18 protein-coding genes are annotated in these 17,790 nt (G+C 68.2%); 5 read left to right on the top strand and 13 right to left on the bottom strand.

Translation table 11 applies throughout. The annotated features are described in order from the left end of the window. Window positions 1–19: 19 nt before the first annotated feature. Complete coding sequence (locus QZ951_RS19355) at window positions 20–277, top strand: type II toxin-antitoxin system Phd/YefM family antitoxin (RefSeq protein ID WP_293003606.1); 258 nt, start codon at window positions 20–22, stop codon at window positions 275–277. Further along, a complete protein-coding gene (locus QZ951_RS19350; protein ID WP_293003605.1) occupies window positions 265–603 on the top strand; it encodes a type II toxin-antitoxin system RelE/ParE family toxin in 339 nt (112 codons plus the stop codon). Before QZ951_RS19355 ends, QZ951_RS19350 begins: the two co-directional genes overlap by 13 nt. 123 nt (window positions 604–726) lie before the next feature. Here QZ951_RS19350 and QZ951_RS19345 read toward each other — a convergent pair whose 3' ends face one another. Continuing rightward, a complete protein-coding gene (locus tag QZ951_RS19345) occupies window positions 727–915 on the bottom strand; it encodes a hypothetical protein (RefSeq protein ID WP_293003604.1) in 189 nt (62 codons plus the stop codon). A gap of 69 nt (window positions 916–984) precedes the next feature. Further along, window positions 985–1,473, bottom strand: coding sequence for a DUF4864 domain-containing protein (locus tag QZ951_RS19340; RefSeq protein WP_293003603.1), 489 nt, complete (start codon window positions 1,471–1,473; stop codon window positions 985–987). Between the two features lie 62 nt (window positions 1,474–1,535). Here QZ951_RS19340 and QZ951_RS19335 point away from each other — a divergent pair, with 62 nt between their 5' ends. Then, window positions 1,536–2,318, top strand: a complete 783-nt coding sequence (locus tag QZ951_RS19335; protein WP_293003602.1) for a M48 family metallopeptidase — start codon at window positions 1,536–1,538, stop codon at window positions 2,316–2,318. A 10-nt stretch (window positions 2,319–2,328) separates the two neighbouring features. Further along, window positions 2,329–2,964, top strand: coding sequence for an FMN-binding negative transcriptional regulator (locus tag QZ951_RS19330; RefSeq protein ID WP_293003601.1), 636 nt, complete (start codon window positions 2,329–2,331; stop codon window positions 2,962–2,964). A 6-nt stretch (window positions 2,965–2,970) separates the two neighbouring features. On the opposite strand, the gene QZ951_RS19325 is transcribed toward QZ951_RS19330, so the two are convergent. The 10 genes from QZ951_RS19325 to QZ951_RS19280 all read right to left on the bottom strand — a co-directional run bounded on the left by QZ951_RS19325 (window position 2,971) and on the right by QZ951_RS19280 (window position 15,510). Next, complete coding sequence (locus tag QZ951_RS19325) at window positions 2,971–4,020, bottom strand: oligopeptide/dipeptide ABC transporter ATP-binding protein (protein WP_293003599.1); 1,050 nt, start codon at window positions 4,018–4,020, stop codon at window positions 2,971–2,973. Between the two features lie 69 nt (window positions 4,021–4,089). Continuing rightward, the gene (locus tag QZ951_RS19320) at window positions 4,090–4,617 is read right to left on the bottom strand and encodes a Dps family protein (RefSeq protein WP_293003598.1); all 528 of its coding nucleotides are present in this window, start codon (window positions 4,615–4,617) and stop codon (window positions 4,090–4,092) included. Between the two features lie 172 nt (window positions 4,618–4,789). Next, complete coding sequence (locus QZ951_RS19315; protein WP_293003597.1) at window positions 4,790–5,770, bottom strand: SDR family oxidoreductase; 981 nt, start codon at window positions 5,768–5,770, stop codon at window positions 4,790–4,792. Next, a complete protein-coding gene (locus QZ951_RS19310; protein ID WP_293003596.1) occupies window positions 5,770–6,603 on the bottom strand; it encodes a lysophospholipid acyltransferase family protein in 834 nt (277 codons plus the stop codon). Before QZ951_RS19310 ends, QZ951_RS19315 begins: the two co-directional genes overlap by 1 nt. Window positions 6,604–6,828: 225 nt before the next feature. Continuing rightward, on the bottom strand, window positions 6,829–8,988 hold the full coding sequence (locus QZ951_RS19305) for a DUF1631 family protein (RefSeq protein WP_293003595.1): 2,160 nt from the start codon (window positions 8,986–8,988) through the stop codon (window positions 6,829–6,831). A gap of 383 nt (window positions 8,989–9,371) precedes the next feature. Next, on the bottom strand, window positions 9,372–11,120 hold the full coding sequence (locus QZ951_RS19300; RefSeq protein ID WP_366943993.1) for an ABC transporter ATP-binding protein/permease: 1,749 nt from the start codon (window positions 11,118–11,120) through the stop codon (window positions 9,372–9,374). 163 nt (window positions 11,121–11,283) lie between these two features. Further along, a complete protein-coding gene (locus tag QZ951_RS19295; protein ID WP_293003593.1) occupies window positions 11,284–12,420 on the bottom strand; it encodes a M48 family metallopeptidase in 1,137 nt (378 codons plus the stop codon). A gap of 5 nt (window positions 12,421–12,425) precedes the next feature. Continuing rightward, complete coding sequence (locus QZ951_RS19290) at window positions 12,426–13,241, bottom strand: TIGR00266 family protein (protein WP_293003592.1); 816 nt, start codon at window positions 13,239–13,241, stop codon at window positions 12,426–12,428. Window positions 13,242–13,333: 92 nt separating this feature from the next. Beyond that, entirely contained in the window at window positions 13,334–14,533 is a 1,200-nt protein-coding gene (locus QZ951_RS19285) for a L,D-transpeptidase family protein (protein ID WP_293003591.1), read from the bottom strand. A gap of 44 nt (window positions 14,534–14,577) precedes the next feature. Then, the gene (locus tag QZ951_RS19280; protein ID WP_293003589.1) at window positions 14,578–15,510 is read right to left on the bottom strand and encodes a tetratricopeptide repeat protein; all 933 of its coding nucleotides are present in this window, start codon (window positions 15,508–15,510) and stop codon (window positions 14,578–14,580) included. 225 nt (window positions 15,511–15,735) lie between these two features. Between QZ951_RS19280 and waaC the strand changes: the two genes are divergently transcribed. Beyond that, window positions 15,736–16,743 carry a lipopolysaccharide heptosyltransferase I gene (gene waaC, locus QZ951_RS19275; RefSeq protein ID WP_293003586.1) on the top strand — a complete coding sequence of 336 codons (1,008 nt, stop codon included), beginning with the start codon at window positions 15,736–15,738 and terminating at the stop codon, window positions 16,741–16,743. On the opposite strand, the gene QZ951_RS19270 is transcribed toward waaC, so the two are convergent. Next, a complete protein-coding gene (locus QZ951_RS19270; protein WP_293003584.1) occupies window positions 16,712–17,788 on the bottom strand; it encodes a hypothetical protein in 1,077 nt (358 codons plus the stop codon). The two genes, waaC and QZ951_RS19270, sit on opposite strands and share 32 nt — an antisense overlap. Window positions 17,789–17,790 lie beyond the last annotated feature (2 nt).

The following is a 17,790-nucleotide window of genomic DNA, read 5'->3' as shown; positions in this document are numbered from 1 at the left end:
GCCACTTTAGTATCACTGCATGCGTACCGAACTCGTCACCACCTTGAAACGGCAGGCCACCGAACTTCTGGCCGATCTGGAACGTGATCGCCAGCCGATCCTGATCACCCAGCATGGCCTGCCGAGCGCCTATCTGGTCGATGTCGACAGCTTCGAAAACTTGCAGCGGCGCATGCAGCTGCTCGAAGGCATTGCCCGCGGCGAACGCGCTGTCGACGAAGGCCGCGTGGCCAGTCAGGCCGAGGCCCGTCAGCGCATGGCGCGATGGCTGGCCTGACACTGGTCTGGACCGACTCGGCCCTGGCGGATCTCGATTCGATCGCCGACTACATCGCCCTCGACAACTTCGACGCGGCGCGCAAGCTGGTCCAACGGGTGTTCGATCGTGTGGAGCAGCTTGCTGACCATCCGCTGAGCGGGCCGCCGGTCCCGGAACTCGGTGATTCCCGGTATCGGCAACTGGTCGAAACACCGTGTCGCGTGTTCTACCGGCACGATGCCGAGCGCCAGATCGTCTATCTGCTGCACGTCATGCGCAGCGAACGGCTGTTTCGCGCCGATCGACTCGACGCTGCCGATCCCGATCCCGATCAGGCTGGCTGAGTCAACGCCTCGGGCCGCCACTCCCTTCGCGCCCTGCAGTTTCTGAATCACGCTGCCGTTCATCGTTCAGTCTTACGACGGCAGCGCAGTCTGCTGCGAGACACCCAAGCCATACGCCGCCCGTCACTTGCCGGGCGGCGTCTCGATGACTCGCGGCACGACGACGATGATCAGCGTTGCGATCGGGCCCAGCAGCATCGACGCCAGCCACCAGAGCAGTCCCGGGTGCCCTTTGCCCTGCGCCAGTCCGGAATTGATCAGGGACAAGGTGATCCACCCTACGGCGAATCCGCCTTCGCTCGGAACGTCCATGGGCCCTCCCGGCCGCTTTGTCGAATGGAACAGGGTGCGCCGACGAGTCGGCCATCTCGCAACAGACCCTCAGGTCGCCACTTCCGGCGTCCCTTCCGGCGCCTGGATCACGCTGTCGGTCATCCAGCAGTCGCGGTACGGCGGCTCGGTCTGGCGGCTGAGCAGGAACACGTAGCGGTGCATGACGCCGACACGGTCAATGATTTCAACGCCTTGCACGGCTTCGTCACGCTGGATGACGGTATCGGCCAGCGTCGCGCTGCGATGGTTCAGCAGCGCCGGATAGCCTTCGCGCACGAGCGCGGCGAAGCGCTTCACCGGGCCGGTCTGGCTGCGGTTGCCGGGGCTGGCGAAGCCGAACACGGTCTCGAAGCCGGCATCGCGGGACGGCTTGTCGACATTGGCGAGCGCGTTCAGCTGGATCTTCACGACGTCCGCTGGCGACAGCGACGGATCCGGTTTCGGCGCAGCATCGGCGGCGTGGGCGGCAAGGGCCAGGCTCCACGTCAACAGGCCCAGCAGCAGAACCATCGGCTTCGGCAGCGGTCTCGGAGTCATCCCGTGTTCCTCAGTAGAATCATGTCCACCCGCGGATGGTACGCGGCCCGGAGAGCCAGATCATGCGTGCTTCAAGAACCGTTTTGCTGTCCGCCGTCGCGGCGGCCGCCGTCACCGCTTGCGCCACGTCGCCGCTCGGCCGCAGCCAGCTGAAGCTGGTGTCGGACGACGAGCTCGCGCAGCTCGGCGTCACCAGCTTCCAGCAGACCTCGAAGGAAACGCCGGTCTCGTCCGATGGCAGGACCACGGCCTACGTGAACTGCGTGGCGCGCGCGATCACCGATGAAATCGGCGGCGTCTGGGAAGTGCGGGTGTTCGAGTCGAAGGACGTCAACGCCTTCGCGCTGCCCGGCGGCAAGATCGGCGTCTACACCGGGCTGCTGGCGGTGACCAAGACGCAGGACCAGCTCGCGGCCGTCATCGGCCATGAAGTGGCGCATGTCATCGCCGGCCATTCCAACGAGCGCGTGTCGCAGCAGCAGGTCACCGATCTCGGCCTCGGCCTCGCCAATGTCATCGTCGGGGGTGGCGCCGGCGGCGGCGCCTTGATGTCGGCACTCGGCGTCGGCGCCCAGTACGGCGTGCTGCTGCCGTTCTCGCGCACGCATGAAAGCGAAGCCGATCTGCTCGGCCTCGACTACATGGCCAAGGCCGGCTTCGATCCGTCTCAGGCGGCGGAGTTGTGGCGGAACATGGCGCGCGTCGGCGGCGAGAAGCCACCGGAGTTCGCATCGAGCCATCCGTCGGACGAAACCCGCATCCGCCAAATTGAAGCGCGGCTGCCGCAGGATCTGCCGGTCTACCAGCAGGCGCGCGCCAGCGGCAAGAAGCCGAACTGCCGCTGAGATCCAATCGATGTACGTGCCGGCGCAGTTCGCCGAGCCCGATCTGGCGACCTTGCACGCGCTGATCCGGGCGCGGCCGCTGGCGACGATCGTCACGCTGACCGCTGACGGCCTCGACGCCAACCACATCCCGATGCTGCTCGATGCCGAGGCCTCGCGCCTCGGCACCTTGCGCGGCCATGTCGCCCGGGCCAATCCGATCTGGCAGCGCTTCCGGCCGGAGGTCGAGACCCTGCTGGTGTTCGCTGGTGTCGATGCCTACGTCTCGCCGTCGTGGTACGCCAGCAAGGCGCGCGATCCGCGCGTGGTGCCGACCTGGAACTACGAGGCCGTGCATGTCCACGGCACGCTCGAGATCGTCGACGACGCCGACTGGCTGCACGCGCAGCTGGACGCGCTGACCACCGCGCACGAGGCAGGCTTCGCCGAGCCGTGGCGGATGGCCGATGCGCCGGCCGACTACACGCGCAAGCTGATCAGCGCGATCGTCGGCATCGAAGTCGTGATCAGCCGCATCGTCGGCAAGCGCAAGCTGAGCCAGAACCGCTCGGCCGCCGACCAGGACGGCGTCGTCACCGGCCTGCAGGCCTTGCCGGACGCCGCGGGTTGCCCGATGGCAGCGCGCATGCTGAGCACGCGGCGCTGACGACGCTCAGCCGCCGGCCGCGACGAAATGGCAGGCGGCGTACTGCTCGCCGTCGACCCGCCGCAGCAGCGGCACGGCCTGCACGCAAGCGTGTTCGACCAGCGGACAGCGCGGGTGGAACACGCAGCCCATCGGCGGCTGCGCCGGATCGGGCGAATCGCCGCCGAGCAGGCGTCGGCGCTTGCGCTTGACGGCCGGTGCCGGGCGGTCGGCACTCGCCTCGCCGCCGGCTTCCTCAGCGGCAGTGGTGACGGCGTCGAGATCGATCACCGGCGCCGCTTCGAGCAGCGCGCGAGTGTACGGATGGCGCGGCCGGGCGTAGACATCCTCGGCGCGGCCCTGCTCCATGACCTTGCCGAGATACATCACCAGCACGCGGTTCGACAGCTGCCGGACCACGGCCAGATCGTGGGCGATGAAGATCATCGCCAGCTGGCGTTCGCGCGCGAGATCGGCCAGCAGGTTGACGATCTGGGCCTGGATCGAGACATCGAGCGCGGACACCGGCTCGTCGCAGATCAGCAGCTTCGGTTCGACGATCAGCGCGCGGGCGATGCCGACGCGCTGGCCCTGCCCGCCGGACAGCTCGGCCGGCTTGCGATCGGCGATCTCGGGGCCCAGACCGACGCGCTCCATCAGCGCCAGCGCCTTGGCCCGGCGCTGCTCGGCGCCGAGCTGCGGCATCAGCGCCTTCAGCGGCTCGGCGATGATGTCGGCCACCTTCATCTTCGGGCTCAAGGAGCCCAGCGGATCCTGGAAGACCAGCTGGATCTCGTGGCGCAGCGGCTTCCAGTCCTGCCGGCTCAGGCCGATCAACTCCTGATTGCCGTAGCGGATCGAGCCGGTGGTGGCGGCCTGCAGGCCGACCAGCGTCCGCGCGAGCGTGGACTTGCCGCAGCCTGACTCGCCGACGATGCCGAGCGTCTCGCCCGGCTGCAGGTCGAAATGCAGATCGTCGATGGCCCGGACCAGCCCCGGGCGGTTCCATGGCAGCAGGCCGCGTTTCGGGTAGTGGACCCGGAGGCGACGGACGGACAGTAGCGGAACGGTTGCCATGATCTGCAGCGAGCAAGAAAAAGGCCGACTTCCCGTCGGCCTTGTCATTTTACGGCTTCCCGCGCCCGGTCATTCGAGCAGCGAGCGCAGCATCCACGCGGTCTTTTCGTGCAACTGCAGGCGCTGTGTGAGCAAGTCCGCAGTCGGCTCGTCGCTGGCCTTGTCGGCCAGCGGGAACACCGACCGGGCAGTCCGGGCGCAGGCCTCGTGGCCCTTGACCAGCTTCTTGACCATCTCCATCGCCGGCGGCACGCCTTCGTCTTCCTCGATGCTCGACAGCTTGGCGTACTGGGCATAGGTGCCCGGTGCCGGGAAGCCGAGCGCGCGGATGCGTTCGGCAACCAGATCGACCGCCAGCGCGGCTTCGGTGTACTGGCCTTCGAACATCAGGTGCAGCGTGTTGAACATCGGACCGGTCACGTTCCAGTGGAAGTTGTGGGTCTTCAGGTACAGCGTGTACTCATCGGCCAGCAGGCGCGACAGGCCGTGGGCGATGGCGGCGCGGTCGACTTCACCGATGCCGATGTCGATGCCGGACGACGGGCCGGCGGCGGCCTTGTCGGCCTTCGACTTGGATTTCGACTTGTCCTTGCTCATGGAGACTCCGGTGGACGTGGGGATGGTGCTCGCAGCATACCGATGTGACCGCCGGCCGCGACCATCCGTTTCATTGCATTTGCCGCGCCGGTCGATAGCCGCCCCGCAAGCCGCATCGAATCGCGCCGCGGGCGACGCACGTCTGTCCGCTGCCGCACCGTCGGGCGCTGCCTCAGCCGGTCGCGACCAGCTTCTGCTTGCGGTAGTAGGTGAAGATGTCGTTCAGGTTACGGCGCGGCTTCCAGCCGAAGGTATCGCGGAAGCGCTGGCCGTCGAGGATCACCGGGTACTTGAAATAGTTGATCAGGTACGGCGGGAAGAAGGCGTTCCAGTTCAGCATCGTCGCCACCAGCTTCGGCAGGCTCGGCGGCACGCTCAACACCGGCAGCTTGCGGCAGCCGCACTGGTTCACGGCTTCCTGATACGGCACGTAATCGTCCGGGGCGACGTTGTAGATGCCCGGCTTGTTCTGCTCGAACGCCAGCACCATCGCCTCGGACATGTCGTCGACATGCAGGAACTGCATCAGCGGCGAGAAGCCGAGCAGCACCGGCACCAGGCTGCGCGACAACAGGATCGACATGCTGTTGCGCACGCCCGGCCCCAGCACGTTGCACGGGCGCAGGATCGTGATGTTCAGCTCCGGGTGCTTCCACAGGTAGATGTTGGCGAGGCTTTCGAGCTCCACCGAATCGACCAGATCCTGCGTCACCTCGCTGGCCTTCAGCGGCGCGTCCTCGTCGATCAGCGCCGGGTTGTAGGCACTGGCGCCGTAGACGAAGTAGGTCGAGTGGATGATCACCTGGCCGACCTTGTACTTGCGGCACAGCTCGAGCAGCTTCTTGCAGCCCAGCACGTTGGCGTTGTAGCGCTGCTGCCGCGTCTTCTCGTGCGCGAAGATGCGGCCGATGTGGATCACCGCGTCGATCCGGTGCTCGGCGAAGATGTCCTCGAAGCCGCGCTTGTGCAGTTCGACGAGGTAGCTCGGAATGCCGGCGTCGGTCTCGACCTTGCGCCGGAAATCGACGGCGATGACGTTGTAGCGCCCGTGCAGCTTCGCGATCACGCGCTTCGCGAGCGAGCCGGCGGCGCCGGTGACCAGCACGGTCTTCTTCGCTTCGGCCGACTTGCGGGTGGAGGTCTTGGTCGCCATCAGTAGATGCTCGTGCGCTCGGCGAGGCCGGCCTGGATCAGCGTGCGAAGTTCCGCCTTCACGTCCTCGACGCGTTCGGTCACTTCGGCCTCGCTGGCCGCGGGGGAGAAATGCATGGGCTTGCCGAAATTCAGATAGACCCGCGCCGGCAGCGGCAGCAGGCTCGGGACGATCGGCAGATACGGCAGACCGAGCAGCTTGGCGATCGGTGACAGGTTGGCCAGCGCCGGCATCGTTTCCTCGCAGCCGACGATGCCGACCGGCACGATCGGCGCGCGATGGTTCATCGCCAGATGCATGAAGCCGTTGCCGAAGCGCTGCAGCTGATAGCGCTTCTTGTACAGCTTGCCGGAGCCGCGCACGCCTTCCGGGAAGACGATGATCGCTTCGTCCATGTCCAGCATCTTCGAGCAGTTCACCGGATCGCCGATGACGCCGCCGAGCGCATTCAGGAAGTTGCCGAGCCACGGCACGGTCGGGAAGAAGCGCTCGATCATCGCGCGCGCGAGCCGGGGGCCGAACGGATTGGTGGCCGCGGCAACGCCCACGAGCGCGCCATCCATCGGCAGCTGGCCGCTGTGGTTGCCGACGATCAGCACGCGGCCTTCGCTCGGAATGTTCTCGAGGCCGTGCGCGGTGACGCGGAAGTAGTGGTCGTACAGCAGCCGGGCGGCGCCGAGCGCGACCTTGAACGTGTCTTCGTTGTAGCCCCAGGGGTCGTAGCCAAAGCTGCCGAGCGGTTTCGGAATGCTGGCGACCAGCGCTTCGATTTCCGGCGTCACGAGACGCGTGGCGATGCGCTGCTTCAAATCGAGCGAGCCAAGACTGAGCATGGGGATGGAATCGATGCCGCGTGCCGACCCGAAAATCGCTTCGAGCCTTGAGCCGCCGCTGTGCATCAAGTTAGTGCAAAAGTCGGGTTCCGGGAAGGCTGCGACCACGGAAATCTCGAATTCCGGGGATTCGCCATGCCGCCGACCCGGCCATCACGGCGGCCGAGATGCCGGTGATGGATCCGGGAAACCGCCGTCCACGCGTGCCGGGCGTTGCCCGGCTGCTCAGGCTGCGCGCGCCAGATAGCGGTCGAGCGCGCCGCGCGCCGTCGGGCCGAGATCGACCGGCACCGTGCGGCGGGCCAGCAGATCGTCGAGCAGCATCCGCGACTTCAGCAGCAGCGTGTTGCTGCCGTTGAACTCCGCGAACGCTGCGCAATCGAGGCCGGCGTAATACGCCACGGCCTTCATCCAGCGGCTTTCGCCGCGATCCGGGTCGTGGATCAGGAACCACGCCCCCGGCTGGATCAGCTGCTCCAGCAGTTCGCTCGCGCCTTCCGGCGCACCGGCGGCCGACGGCACGTGCAGGTTCACCGGCGGCGCCAGATTGTCGAGCGCCGGGTCCGGCACCGGCAGGCCCGGCTTGATCAGCTTCAGCGCCCGCTCGAAGCCATCGAGCGCTTCGGCGACGCGGCCGGACGCGAGGCCGACGGCGGTGAACTCGGATTCCAGCTCGGCACGCAGGCCGCGCACCGATGGTTCGCCGCGCAGTTCCTCACGCGCCGGGTCGAGCATCTGCAGCACGCGGTCGAGCTGCGCCATGCCGCGCTTCCATTCCGCGCTTTCCGGGCCGTGATGCAGCAGGTGCATCGCCATCATCGGTGCCCACAGCGAGTTCAGCAGCGGCCGAACGTCGTCGGTGACGGTGGTGCCGCGCGTGCGCAACTGAAGTTCCTCGGCGATGATCCGGCGTACTTTCTTGACGATGGCCTGCCGGCGCTGCGAAGCCTGCGCCATCTGCTGCTCGATGAAACGCTCGGCCTGATCGGTGCCGACCAGCTCGATTTCCGGCGGCGGCTTGCGCAGCGATTCGGCGGCGATGTCGAACTGCTTCTGGATCTGCGCCACCAGCTCGGCAATGCGCTCCATGTGCGCCGGGCCGCCGGCGCGCGCGGTCGACGCCATCGTCGCCAGCTCGTTGATCAGGCTGCGAACCGGGTGATCCGGATCGGAGATGAACGCGATGTCCTTCAGCGCGACCTTCAGCGTCGACATGCGCAGGCCGTCGAACTGCGTGCGCAGCGCGTTCGGCAGATGCTGGTCGGCCAGGATGTCGTTGAACATGTGGCCGACGAGGCTGGCGCGCTGCACGTAGGCCGTGGTCTGGCGCGGTGTCCAGCCGACGATGACCTGACCCTGCGCCGCTGCGGCGAGGTCGGCCGCGAGGCTGGCGTTGCTGTAGGTCGCGAGATTCGGCGGCACCGCGCCGATGCGCTGCAGGCTGGCCAAGGTCTGCGGATCGAGCGACGGCGACATCATCATCGACGCCGCGAGCCCGACCGGGGCCCGGAATTCCTGTGCCGCCTCGCGCGCCGGCCCGCCGGACAGCGGTGCCGGACCGCGGGCGCCGCTGAAACCCGGTGCGGGCGACGGCGCCTGCAGCGACGGCGGAACCGACGACGGCGCTTCGACGCTGTCTTCGAAACCGGCATCGTTCGGCGCGCCGAGGCCGGGGCGGCTGCCCTGCACGAAACCGGTGGCGGCGGCGCGCACGCCGCTCTGCTTCAGGAAGTGCAGGATCCGCGTGTACAGATCGTTCAGTTCGCTGATGACCAGCCGGTCGAACAGCTTGAACACCACCAGTTCGACCGCGAATTCGATGTTCAGCGCTTCGGCGGCATCGCGGAAGGCCTTGCAGATCGTCGCCGGCGCCAATGCTTCGGGCGAGATCGGGGCCTGATAGTCGTCGATCAGCGACTTCACCCGGCCGCTGATTTCCCACAGCGTCTGCTTGTAGAGACCCTCGGCCTTGGTCGCCATGTTCGACACGGCGATCGTCAGCTCGACCGATTCGGTCTTCTGCAGCGACAGGTCTTCTTCCTCGACGCGCGCGGAGATCGGCGTGATGCTCGGCGTCGGCGCGGCACCGAAGCTGGCACCGTAGGCATCGCAGAACTGCGTCAGCATGTTCTTGCGGCCCAGGCGAACGGCTCGCATGGTGTCGAAGAACAGGCGGCGGTCGTTGTTGTTGCTGGCGCGTTCGGCAAACTCGAACAGCAGATCGTCGGCGCCGTCGAACATCACGTTCAGGCGATCGCGCAGGGCATCGATCACCTGCGCTTTCAGCGATTCAACCAGCTGCACCGTCGCGTCGCTGGCCTTGGGCTTGCCGCGCAGCAGGCTGACGACCTTGGGATTGGCGCTGAAACCGGCCTTGGCGCTCATCGCGCGGCCCCGCCGTCGTTCGGCCACGGGCACTCGCGGGCCGCGCACGAAGGCGGCAGCGTCGAGAGGGCTCTGGAGGGCATACGGCTCATGACCGCACTGTAGAGAGCGAAACTCCCCACGCGTCGCCCGCTAGTCAAAATACTCTACGAAAATGCCTCGTTATCGGCGCACTGGAGTTTCTGACGAACGGTCAAACATGATGTCCTGACACCGTATTATTCGGAAAGTGTGGTTTTTGACGGCACTCGATGAAATATCGTTAAAACTTGTTCATGTTTGCAAGTTATCGCGCGGACGCGAGACTCGGCCGGCGGCTCGGGATTTTCAGCGGCGCCGGCCGAAGCCAATGGCGGCCGACTGCGCTGCCGGCGACGCCGCCATCAGGTCGCCGTCGCCGTGATGCCTTCGCGCAGCTGCAAATTCCACAATCGCGCATAGGACCCTCCTAGCGCAAGCAGCTCGGCGTGGCTCCCCTGCTCGACGGCAAGTCCCTGATCAAGCACGAGAATCGTGTCGGCGTCGGTGATCGTCGACAGGCGGTGGGCGATCACCAGCGTCGTCCGCCGTTCGGTCGCCGCATGCAGCGCGTCGAGGATCGCGGCCTCGGCGGCCGAGTCCAGCGACGACGTTGCCTCGTCGAGGATCAGGATCGGCGGATCCTTCAGCAGCGCGCGGGCGATGGCGATGCGCTGCTTCTCCCCGCCGGAGACCTTCAGGCCCCGCTCGCCGACCTGGGTGTCGTAGCCCTGTGGCAGCCGGGCGATGAACCCATCGAGATGGGCCAGCTTGGCGGCGCGCTCGACGTCGGCCCGGCTGGCGCCCGGCCGGCCGTAGGCGATGTTGTATTCGATGCTGTCGTTGAACAGCACCGTGTCCTGCGGCACCACGCCGATCATCCGGCGCAGGCTGTCCTGCGTCATCGCGCGCAGGTCGGTGCCGTTGATGGTGATGGCGCCGCCGTCCGGGTCGTAGAAGCGGAACAGCAGGCGCGCCAGGGTCGACTTGCCGGCGCCGCTGGCGCCGACCACCGCCAGCTTCCGGCCGGGCGCGATGGTGAAGCTGACGCCGCGCAGGATCGGCCGCGCTGCGCTGTAGGCGAAGCGCACGTCGTCGAAGCGGATCTCGGCGCTGGCCACGCCGCGCGGAATGGTCAGGGTCGCGGCGTCCGGCTGGTCCCGGATCTTCGGCGGCTGGTCGATCAGGCCGAACATCTTCTGCATGTCGGTCAACGCGCGGCGAATCTCGCGGTAGACGAAGCCGAGGAAGTTCAGCGGCACGAACAGCTGGATCATGTAGGCGTTGACCGCGACGAAACCGCCGACCGTCATCTCGCCCAGGGTCACCTGCGACGCCGCCAGCCACATCATCGCGGTGATCGAGCCGGCGACGATCAGCGCCTGCCCGGTGTTCAGCGCCGACAGCGACATGCGGTTCTGCGAGGTCGCCTTTTCCCACGCGGCCATGCTGTCGTCGTAGCGGTCGGCTTCCCAGCGTTCGTTGCCGAAGTACTTGACCGTCTCGTAGTTCAGCAGGGAATCGATAGCGCGGGTGTTGGCCTTCGAATCCATGGTGTTGGCGGCGCGGACGAACTTCGTGCGCCACTCGGTGACCCAGACCGAGAAGCCGACATAGATCACGACCGACAATGCCGCGATCGCCGCGAACCGGCCGTCGTACTGCTTCCACAGGATGGCGGCGACCAGCGCGATCTCGAACAGCGTCGGCACGATGTTGAAGGTCAGAAAGCGCAGCAGGAAGCTGATGCCGTCGACGCCGCGCTCGATGTCGCGGCTCAGGGCCCCGGTGCGGCGCGACAGGTGGAACTCCAGATCGAGCCGGTGCAGGTGTTCGAACACCCTCAGCGCGGCCCGCCGCTGCGCGCGCTCGGCGACCTTGCCGAACACCAGATCGCGCAGTTCGCCGAGCAGCACGTTCAGGAAGCGGAATGCGCCGTAGGCCAGCAGCAGCGCGGCCGGCACCACCAGCACCAGGCCTTCCTTCGGCGTCAGGCCGTCGACCAGCTGCTTCATCAGCTGCGGCAGCCAGACGCCGGCGATCTTGGCGATGAACAGCAAGCCGAGCGCCAGGGCCAGCCGCCCCGGGAACTCCGCCAGATACGGCTTCAGCATCACCAGCGCCTTGCTCAGCGAGGGTTCGATGACGGCTTCGCCGGCGGTGTCACCAGTATCGGGCGTGCGGCGCATGGGGCGGGACAAGGCGTGAATCCACGAGAAGGACCTCGCTATGTTGCGCTGAACGCGGTTGATTCAACCGGCTCCCGGCCGGCGGCCGTCATTCGGCGGCGGCGGAATCGGCCTTGTCGTCGCCGAGGCTGCCCTGCACCGCCGACCAGTCGATGGCCAGCGGCGGATAGGTCTTCACCGGCAACCGGGCGATGTCGGCCTCGATCGCGGCGATGCGGCTGTCGGTGGCCGGGTGGCTCGACAGCAGCGCGATCGGGGCTGCGGTGCCGCCCTTCTCGCCCTCTTGCTCGAGCGTGCGGAAGAAATCGACCATGCCGCCGGGCGCGATGTCGGCCTTGACCAGCGCGGCCAGCCCGAGGCGATCGGCCTCGGCTTCCAGATCGCGGCTGTAGCTCAAGGTGCCGACCTGATACGCGAGCACGCCGACCATGGCGCTGACATCGCCGAGCACGGCGGTCGACAGCGCGGCCCAGCCCACGCCGTTCATCATGGCCTTCAGGGTATGGCGCTGTTCGATGTGCTGCACCTCGTGCGCGAGCACGCCGGCCAGTTCCTCCGGCGTCTTCGCCGCCTCGATCAGCCCGCGATGGACGACGACATGGCCACCGGGCGCGGCGAACGCGTTGATGCTGGCCTCATCCAGCACGGCCCAGTGGTACTGGTAGCGCGAGCCGGCGGTGAGCTTGCCGCCGATTTCGGTCACGGCATCGACTGCGGGCCCCTTGTCGATCAGCCTGCCGGCCTTGCGCAGCTCGGAAACCGTGGCTTCGCCGAGCTTCGCTTCGACCTCCGGCGGCACCCGGCTCGCGGCCCAGTCCAGCAGCGCGCCGTAGCTCCACCAGGCCGCGACGATCGCCAGCACCAGCGTGGCAGCAGTGCCGCCGAGCAGCCACCACTTGGCACTCATGCGCTGGCCGCGGCGACGAAACTTGCGCAGCGCCGGTTCCAGCGCCGCCGGTGCGGTGCCGAGCGCCGTGGCCAGCGCCGCGGCGTCAACCGGCGTCAACGCCCACTGCACGGCGGCGTGGCCGTGCGTCGAGGTCCAGCACAGCTGCAGCTGGTCGTGATCGAAGCCGCCGATGTGCACGGTGATCGCGTTGGCATCGACTTGATGCGCGTCGCTGCCATCGACATGCAGGCGGTTGCCGACGAAGGTGGCGTCGACTGCGATACCGGCCGATGGCAGGTGCGGGGCGTACAAGCGCGCGGCGAAACGTCCATTCATGCGATTCACACTCCGCCGCTGCGCAGGATGTTGACCAGCACGATGATGCCGATGACGATGACATAGACGATGCCGAGCGCGCCGGCCGGGCGGCCGGCCGCCATCGCCGAGCCCAGCATCGTGCGGCTCAGGCGCTTCAGCGGCATCGACTGCAGCCAGACCGTGCCGGGCCCGGTCAGCTGGGCGAAGAACAGGCCTTCGCCGCCGAACAGCGCGGTCTTCACGCGGCCGGCGTACTGGATGTCGTAGCGCACCGAGGTCTGCAGCGCCACGAGGCAGCCGGTGTCGACGCGCAGGCTCTGGCCGGGTGCCAGCTGCATCTGGGTCAAGGCACCGCTGGCGTGGACGAAGGCGATGCCATCGCCGGTCAGCTTCTGCATGATGAAGCCCTCGCCGCCGAGGAAGCCGACGCGCAGGCGCTTCTGCAGCGCCACGCCGATCTCGACCCCGCGCGCGGCTGCCAGATAGGCCCCGGCCTGGCAGATCAGCTCGCCGCCGACGGCGCGCAGGTCGATCGGCACGATCTGTCCGGGCGAGGCGGCCGCAATCGCGACCCGTCGCGGCGTCGTGGCGGTGTTCTCGAAGATGGCGCTGAACAGCGATTCGCCGCTGAACTTGCGGCGGACGCCGCGCCACAGGCGGCTGAAGAAGTTCGAGGCGCGGCGGCTGCCATCGCCGAGCTCGGTGCTCATCTCGATCCCGTCGTCGATGTACATCATCGCGCCCGGCTCGGCGACGGCACACTGGCCGGGTTCCAGCCGGATCTCGACGAACTGCAGGTCGTCGCCTTCGATGCGGTACTCGATCGCGTCCATGGTCATGCGTCACTGCTCCGGTCGGCCGTGCCACGACGGCTGTGCACGGAGGATAGCCGGTGACCGGCGGTGCTTTCGTGCTGCCGGTGCCGCCGGCCTCAGCGATTCAGCTCGCGAACGATCTTCCACTGGCCGTCCGGCTGCCGGCGCCAGTACTGGTCCTTGCGCGAGCTGGAGGTGAAGTTGTCGCTGCGGTAGTTCTGCATGAACTGGGCAAGCACCAGCCCCGGCTCGCCGGGATAGGCGAACAGGCTCAGATCGTCGACGCCGACCTCGATCCGGCGCTTGCCGGCATTGACCTTGCGCTTGTAATCGGTGAACGCGGCCTTGTCGAGGCCGTCGTCGGTGCGGAAATCCTTCGCGTAGTGATCGAGATAGGCCTCGGTATCGAGTGCCGCCCAGCGGCTGCGCCAGCCCTCGATCGTGCGGGTCAGGCGCTCGCGATCGCCGGCCAGCTTCGCCGCCGGCTGCCAGTCGACGCTGTCGGCGAGGATCACCGGCGTGGCGCTGATCGCCCCGCCCACCGTCACCAGCTGCCGCAGCGCCAGCAGATCGCCGTTGGCGAAGGTCACGCAGCCTTCGCTGGACCGCGGCGCGCGAACGTAGGTTTCCGGCGGCACGCCATGCAGCCAGATGCCGCCGCCGGTGCGGCTGAGCGCCCGATCCCAGGAATTCGGATAGCTCAGCGGCAGCGCGCCGGCGCCGTACAGCGGCGGCAGCGCGTCATCGCTCATCCAGCCGGTGATCCGGTAGATGCCGACCGGCGTGCGCAGATCGCCTTCGCTCTGCTTGCCGAAGCCGCTGCGGCCGATGCCCGAATAGAAGTTGCGGATCGTGCGCAGGCTGCCGTGGTCGTTCTCGATGACGTAGGTGCGGCCTTTCGACAGGTCGACGACCACGGCATGCCGCAGCTCGTCCGACAGCTTCAAGAGCATCGCCGGCACCTGGCCCGGCGGCGGCAGCGCGCGCTGGCTGTCATGGCGAACGCGGTACTCGGCGAGCAGGTCGCGCAGCTTCGGGTCTTCGTCATCGGCCAGCGGCGAGCCGATGCAGGCACCGGACCGCAGCGCCAGCGCCTGTCCGTACAGCAGCTGCGCCAGCCGGAAATTCGGCTGGTCCTTCAGTAGCTTGCGCAGGGTTTCGGTGGCGATGGCGTAGCGGCCGTCCTGCATCGCGTCGATCGCGGCGGCAAGACGGGCTTCCGGATGATCGACGCCGGCGGTGGCCGCCGTGTCCGCGGCCTGCGCCAGATTCAGGAAACCGACACTGGTGAACCAGGCCAGAAGCGCGGCGGCCAACCGGCGCCGCGCGCCGCGATCATTCACGAGCCGTCGCGCGCCTGTCAGCGAATGGATTCGCGGGTGATCTTCCAGCTTCCGTTGCTCTGCGTCAGTTCGACGACTTTCACGACCTTGTCCGAGATCGTGTCCGACTGGTAATCCTGGGTGAAGCTGACGCGCACGCGGTTGGCGTCGATCGTCTGCACGTCCGGATCGATCACCGCCACCGCGATCGACTTGGCCTTGCCGATGCGCACGCGGCGCTGGGCCTGCCATTCGGCGAAGCCGAGGCCGCCATCCAGCTTGAACTCCGGCGAGTACGCGGCGAGGTAGCCATCGACATTGCGGTTCGACCACGCCAGCGCCCAGCCATCGAGCGCCTTGACCACGGCGTCATGCACGGCCGCGGGGGTTGCCGCCGCCGGTGCCGGCGCCGCAGCGGCAGGGGCCGGTGCCGGTGCCGCCGCGACGGCGGGTGCCGCGGCCGGCGGCGCGGCGGCGGCGGCCTTCACCGCACCCGGACCGGCATTGATGCCGCTGAGCAGCGACAGCTTGTAGCGCGTCGCCTGATTCGAGCCATCCAGCGCCAGCGCGCGGTTGTACGCCGCACCGGCGAGCGCGGCGTAGATGTCGCCGAGGTTCTCGTGGGCCGTGGCATAGCTCGGGTTGGTGGCAAGCGCGGCTTCGAGCGCATCGCGTGCCTTCTCGTAGTCGCCGGCCTGTGCGTACAGCACCGCGAGGTTGTTGTACGGCTCGGGAATCTGCGGGTAGTCGCGGGTCAGGTCGGTGAAGGCCTTGATCGCGTCGTTGGTCTTGTTCTGCTTGACCAGGATCAGCGCGCGGGTGAAGCGGCCTTCGGCGTCCTGCGGGCTGCTGGCGAGGAAGCGGTCGATGCGCTTCAGCGCGCCGTCGAGATCGCCCTGACTGATCAGGCTCTGCGTTTCTTCAATTGGCGTGGCGGCCTGCGCATAAAAGGCGAAACCGACCGCTGCCATCAAGATTGCCGCGCTGCTGCGTACTGTCCGATTCACGCCGTGCCCCTGCCAGAATTCAATTCCGAATGAATATCCACGCGCGGTTCGGGGTGTTCCCGAACCGGTCGCCCGATTGCCCGCACGTCTCGCGTGCCCCGCGGCGGAGCGAAATATATCAGCTAGAACGGAGCCGACCGTCGGTCGAATCCCTGTAAAAATGCCCCGATTCCCGCCGCGATTGCCGTCATGTCCCTGCTTGTCGTCAAAACTTCTTCGCTCGGCGATCTGATCCACACGCTGCCGGCGATCACCGATGCCGCCCGCGCGCGACCGGGACTCGCGATCGACTGGCTGTCGGAACGCGCGTTCAGCGAGATTCCGGGCTGGCACCCCGCGGTCCGTCGGGTGATCCCGTGCGAGCTGCGGCGCTGGCGCAAGGCGCCGCTGGCCACGATCCGCAATGGCGACTGGTCGCGTTTCCGCTCGGCGCTGCGCGAAACCCGGTACGACCTCGTGCTGGACGCGCAAGGCCTGGTGAAAAGTGCCTTCCTCGCCAGCCGCGCCGACGGCCCGAGCGCCGGACCGGACTGGCATTCGGCGCGCGAACCGCTGGCCTCGCTGTTCTACGACCGCCGCCTGCCGGTGCCGCGCCACGGCGCGGAACACGCCGTCACCCGCACCCGCCGGCTGTTCGCCGCGGCACTCGGCTACGCGCTGCCGGACGATCTCGCGACCGCGCCGGATGCCGGCGTCGACCGCCAGCGCTTCCCGCGCCCGGACCTCGACGCGTCGTACGCGCTGCTGCTGCACGGCACCACCTGGCCGACCAAGCGCTGGCCGCTCGCGCACTGGCAGGCGCTGGCGCGGCATCTCGTCGCCACCGGCCTGACGCCGGTGCTGCCGTGGGGCAACGACGGCGAACGCGCCGATGCCGATGCCATCGCCGCCGCCGCCCCGGGCAGCCGCGTGCTGCCGAAGCTCGGGCTGACCGCGATCGCCGGCTGGATCGCCCATGCCGAGCGCGTCATCGGCGTCGACACGGGGCTGATGCATCTGGCCGCCGCCCTGGCGACGCCGGGCCTGTCGCTGTACGGCCCGACCCTGCCGCAGATCACCGGCGCGTTCGGCCGGAATCAGGTCTGGCTGTGCAATGCCGACGCACCGACGACGATCGACCGCGCGCGGCCGCTGACGGTGACCGTGGCCCGGGTGATCGAGGCGCTCAGCGCGATGCCGCCGCCGCCAACGCGTTAGTCGCCCGAACCACCGCCGCCAGCCGCGCGCGGCTAGACGCGAAGCTAAGGCCCAGATGCTGCGCGCGCACGCGGGCGCCCTGCGCGGCCTCGCGCCACGCCGGTAGATCGGTCAGCAGCCGGATCGCGGCCGCTTCCAGCGCGGCCTCGCTGCACTCCGGCTCGGCGAATTCCGGGAACGCCAGCCGCTGCACCGCGCCGTTGCCGCCGACATTGACGATGCCGCACAGCAGCGCATCGCCGGCGATCTGCCCCGGCACCCAGCCGGCATCGCGCTGCAGCACCAGCCGATGCGCGGCGATCTCCCGCAGGAAATCGGGATAGGCCAGCCGCTGCTCGATCCAGCGGATGCCGGCCGGAATCTCGCCGGTCAGCGCCTGCACCCGGGCGCGGCCGGCCGGGCCATCGAGATTGAACACGGTCAGCCGGCAGTTCGCGGCGCGGGCGACGCGGCCGGCGAGCTGCAGCGCCTCGGCATGACGGCGCGACGGCACGTCGAACTGCCGGGTGCCGACGATCACGCCACTGCGCGCCGCATCCGGCTGCGAGAAATCCCAGCCCGGTTCATCGAAGGCATACGGCGTCGGCACCGCATGCACACGGGCGGGCGGCAGGCCATAGTCGAGGTAATGCCGGCTGCCGGGCTCGGTCGTCGCGAACGCGCCATCGGCGGCGGCCAGCACCCGGCGGTGCAGCCAGCGCATCCACGGCCAGCGCAACTGCTGCGCGATCTGCGCGGCCCCGCTTTCCTTCCAGCTGACGAACACGGTGAGCCCGCGCGACTTCAGCTGCCGCACTGCGCGCAGGTTGGCCAGCCCGCGCCAGCGCAGCAGCACGACGACGGCGTCCGGCGCCGTCGTGACCGTTTCCGGCCGCTGGTGGAACTCGCCGCCAGTCGCAGCCGCCCAGGCCCAGTAGTTGATCGGCGGATGACCCGGCGCGCCGGGCGCGGTCAGTCCGCCACGCCAGTCGACCCGCGCATCGCGGCCCCAGGGGTTGATCACGTCGATGCGGACGGTTGCGTCGTCGATAGCGACGTCCGGCATCG

The sequence above is a fragment of the Nevskia sp. genome, from assembly GCF_021732705.1.
Taxonomy (GTDB): Bacteria; Pseudomonadota; Gammaproteobacteria; order Nevskiales; family Nevskiaceae; genus Nevskia.
Note: the sequence above shows the minus strand (reverse complement) of the source record. Positions and strands in the feature narration are given on the sequence as shown.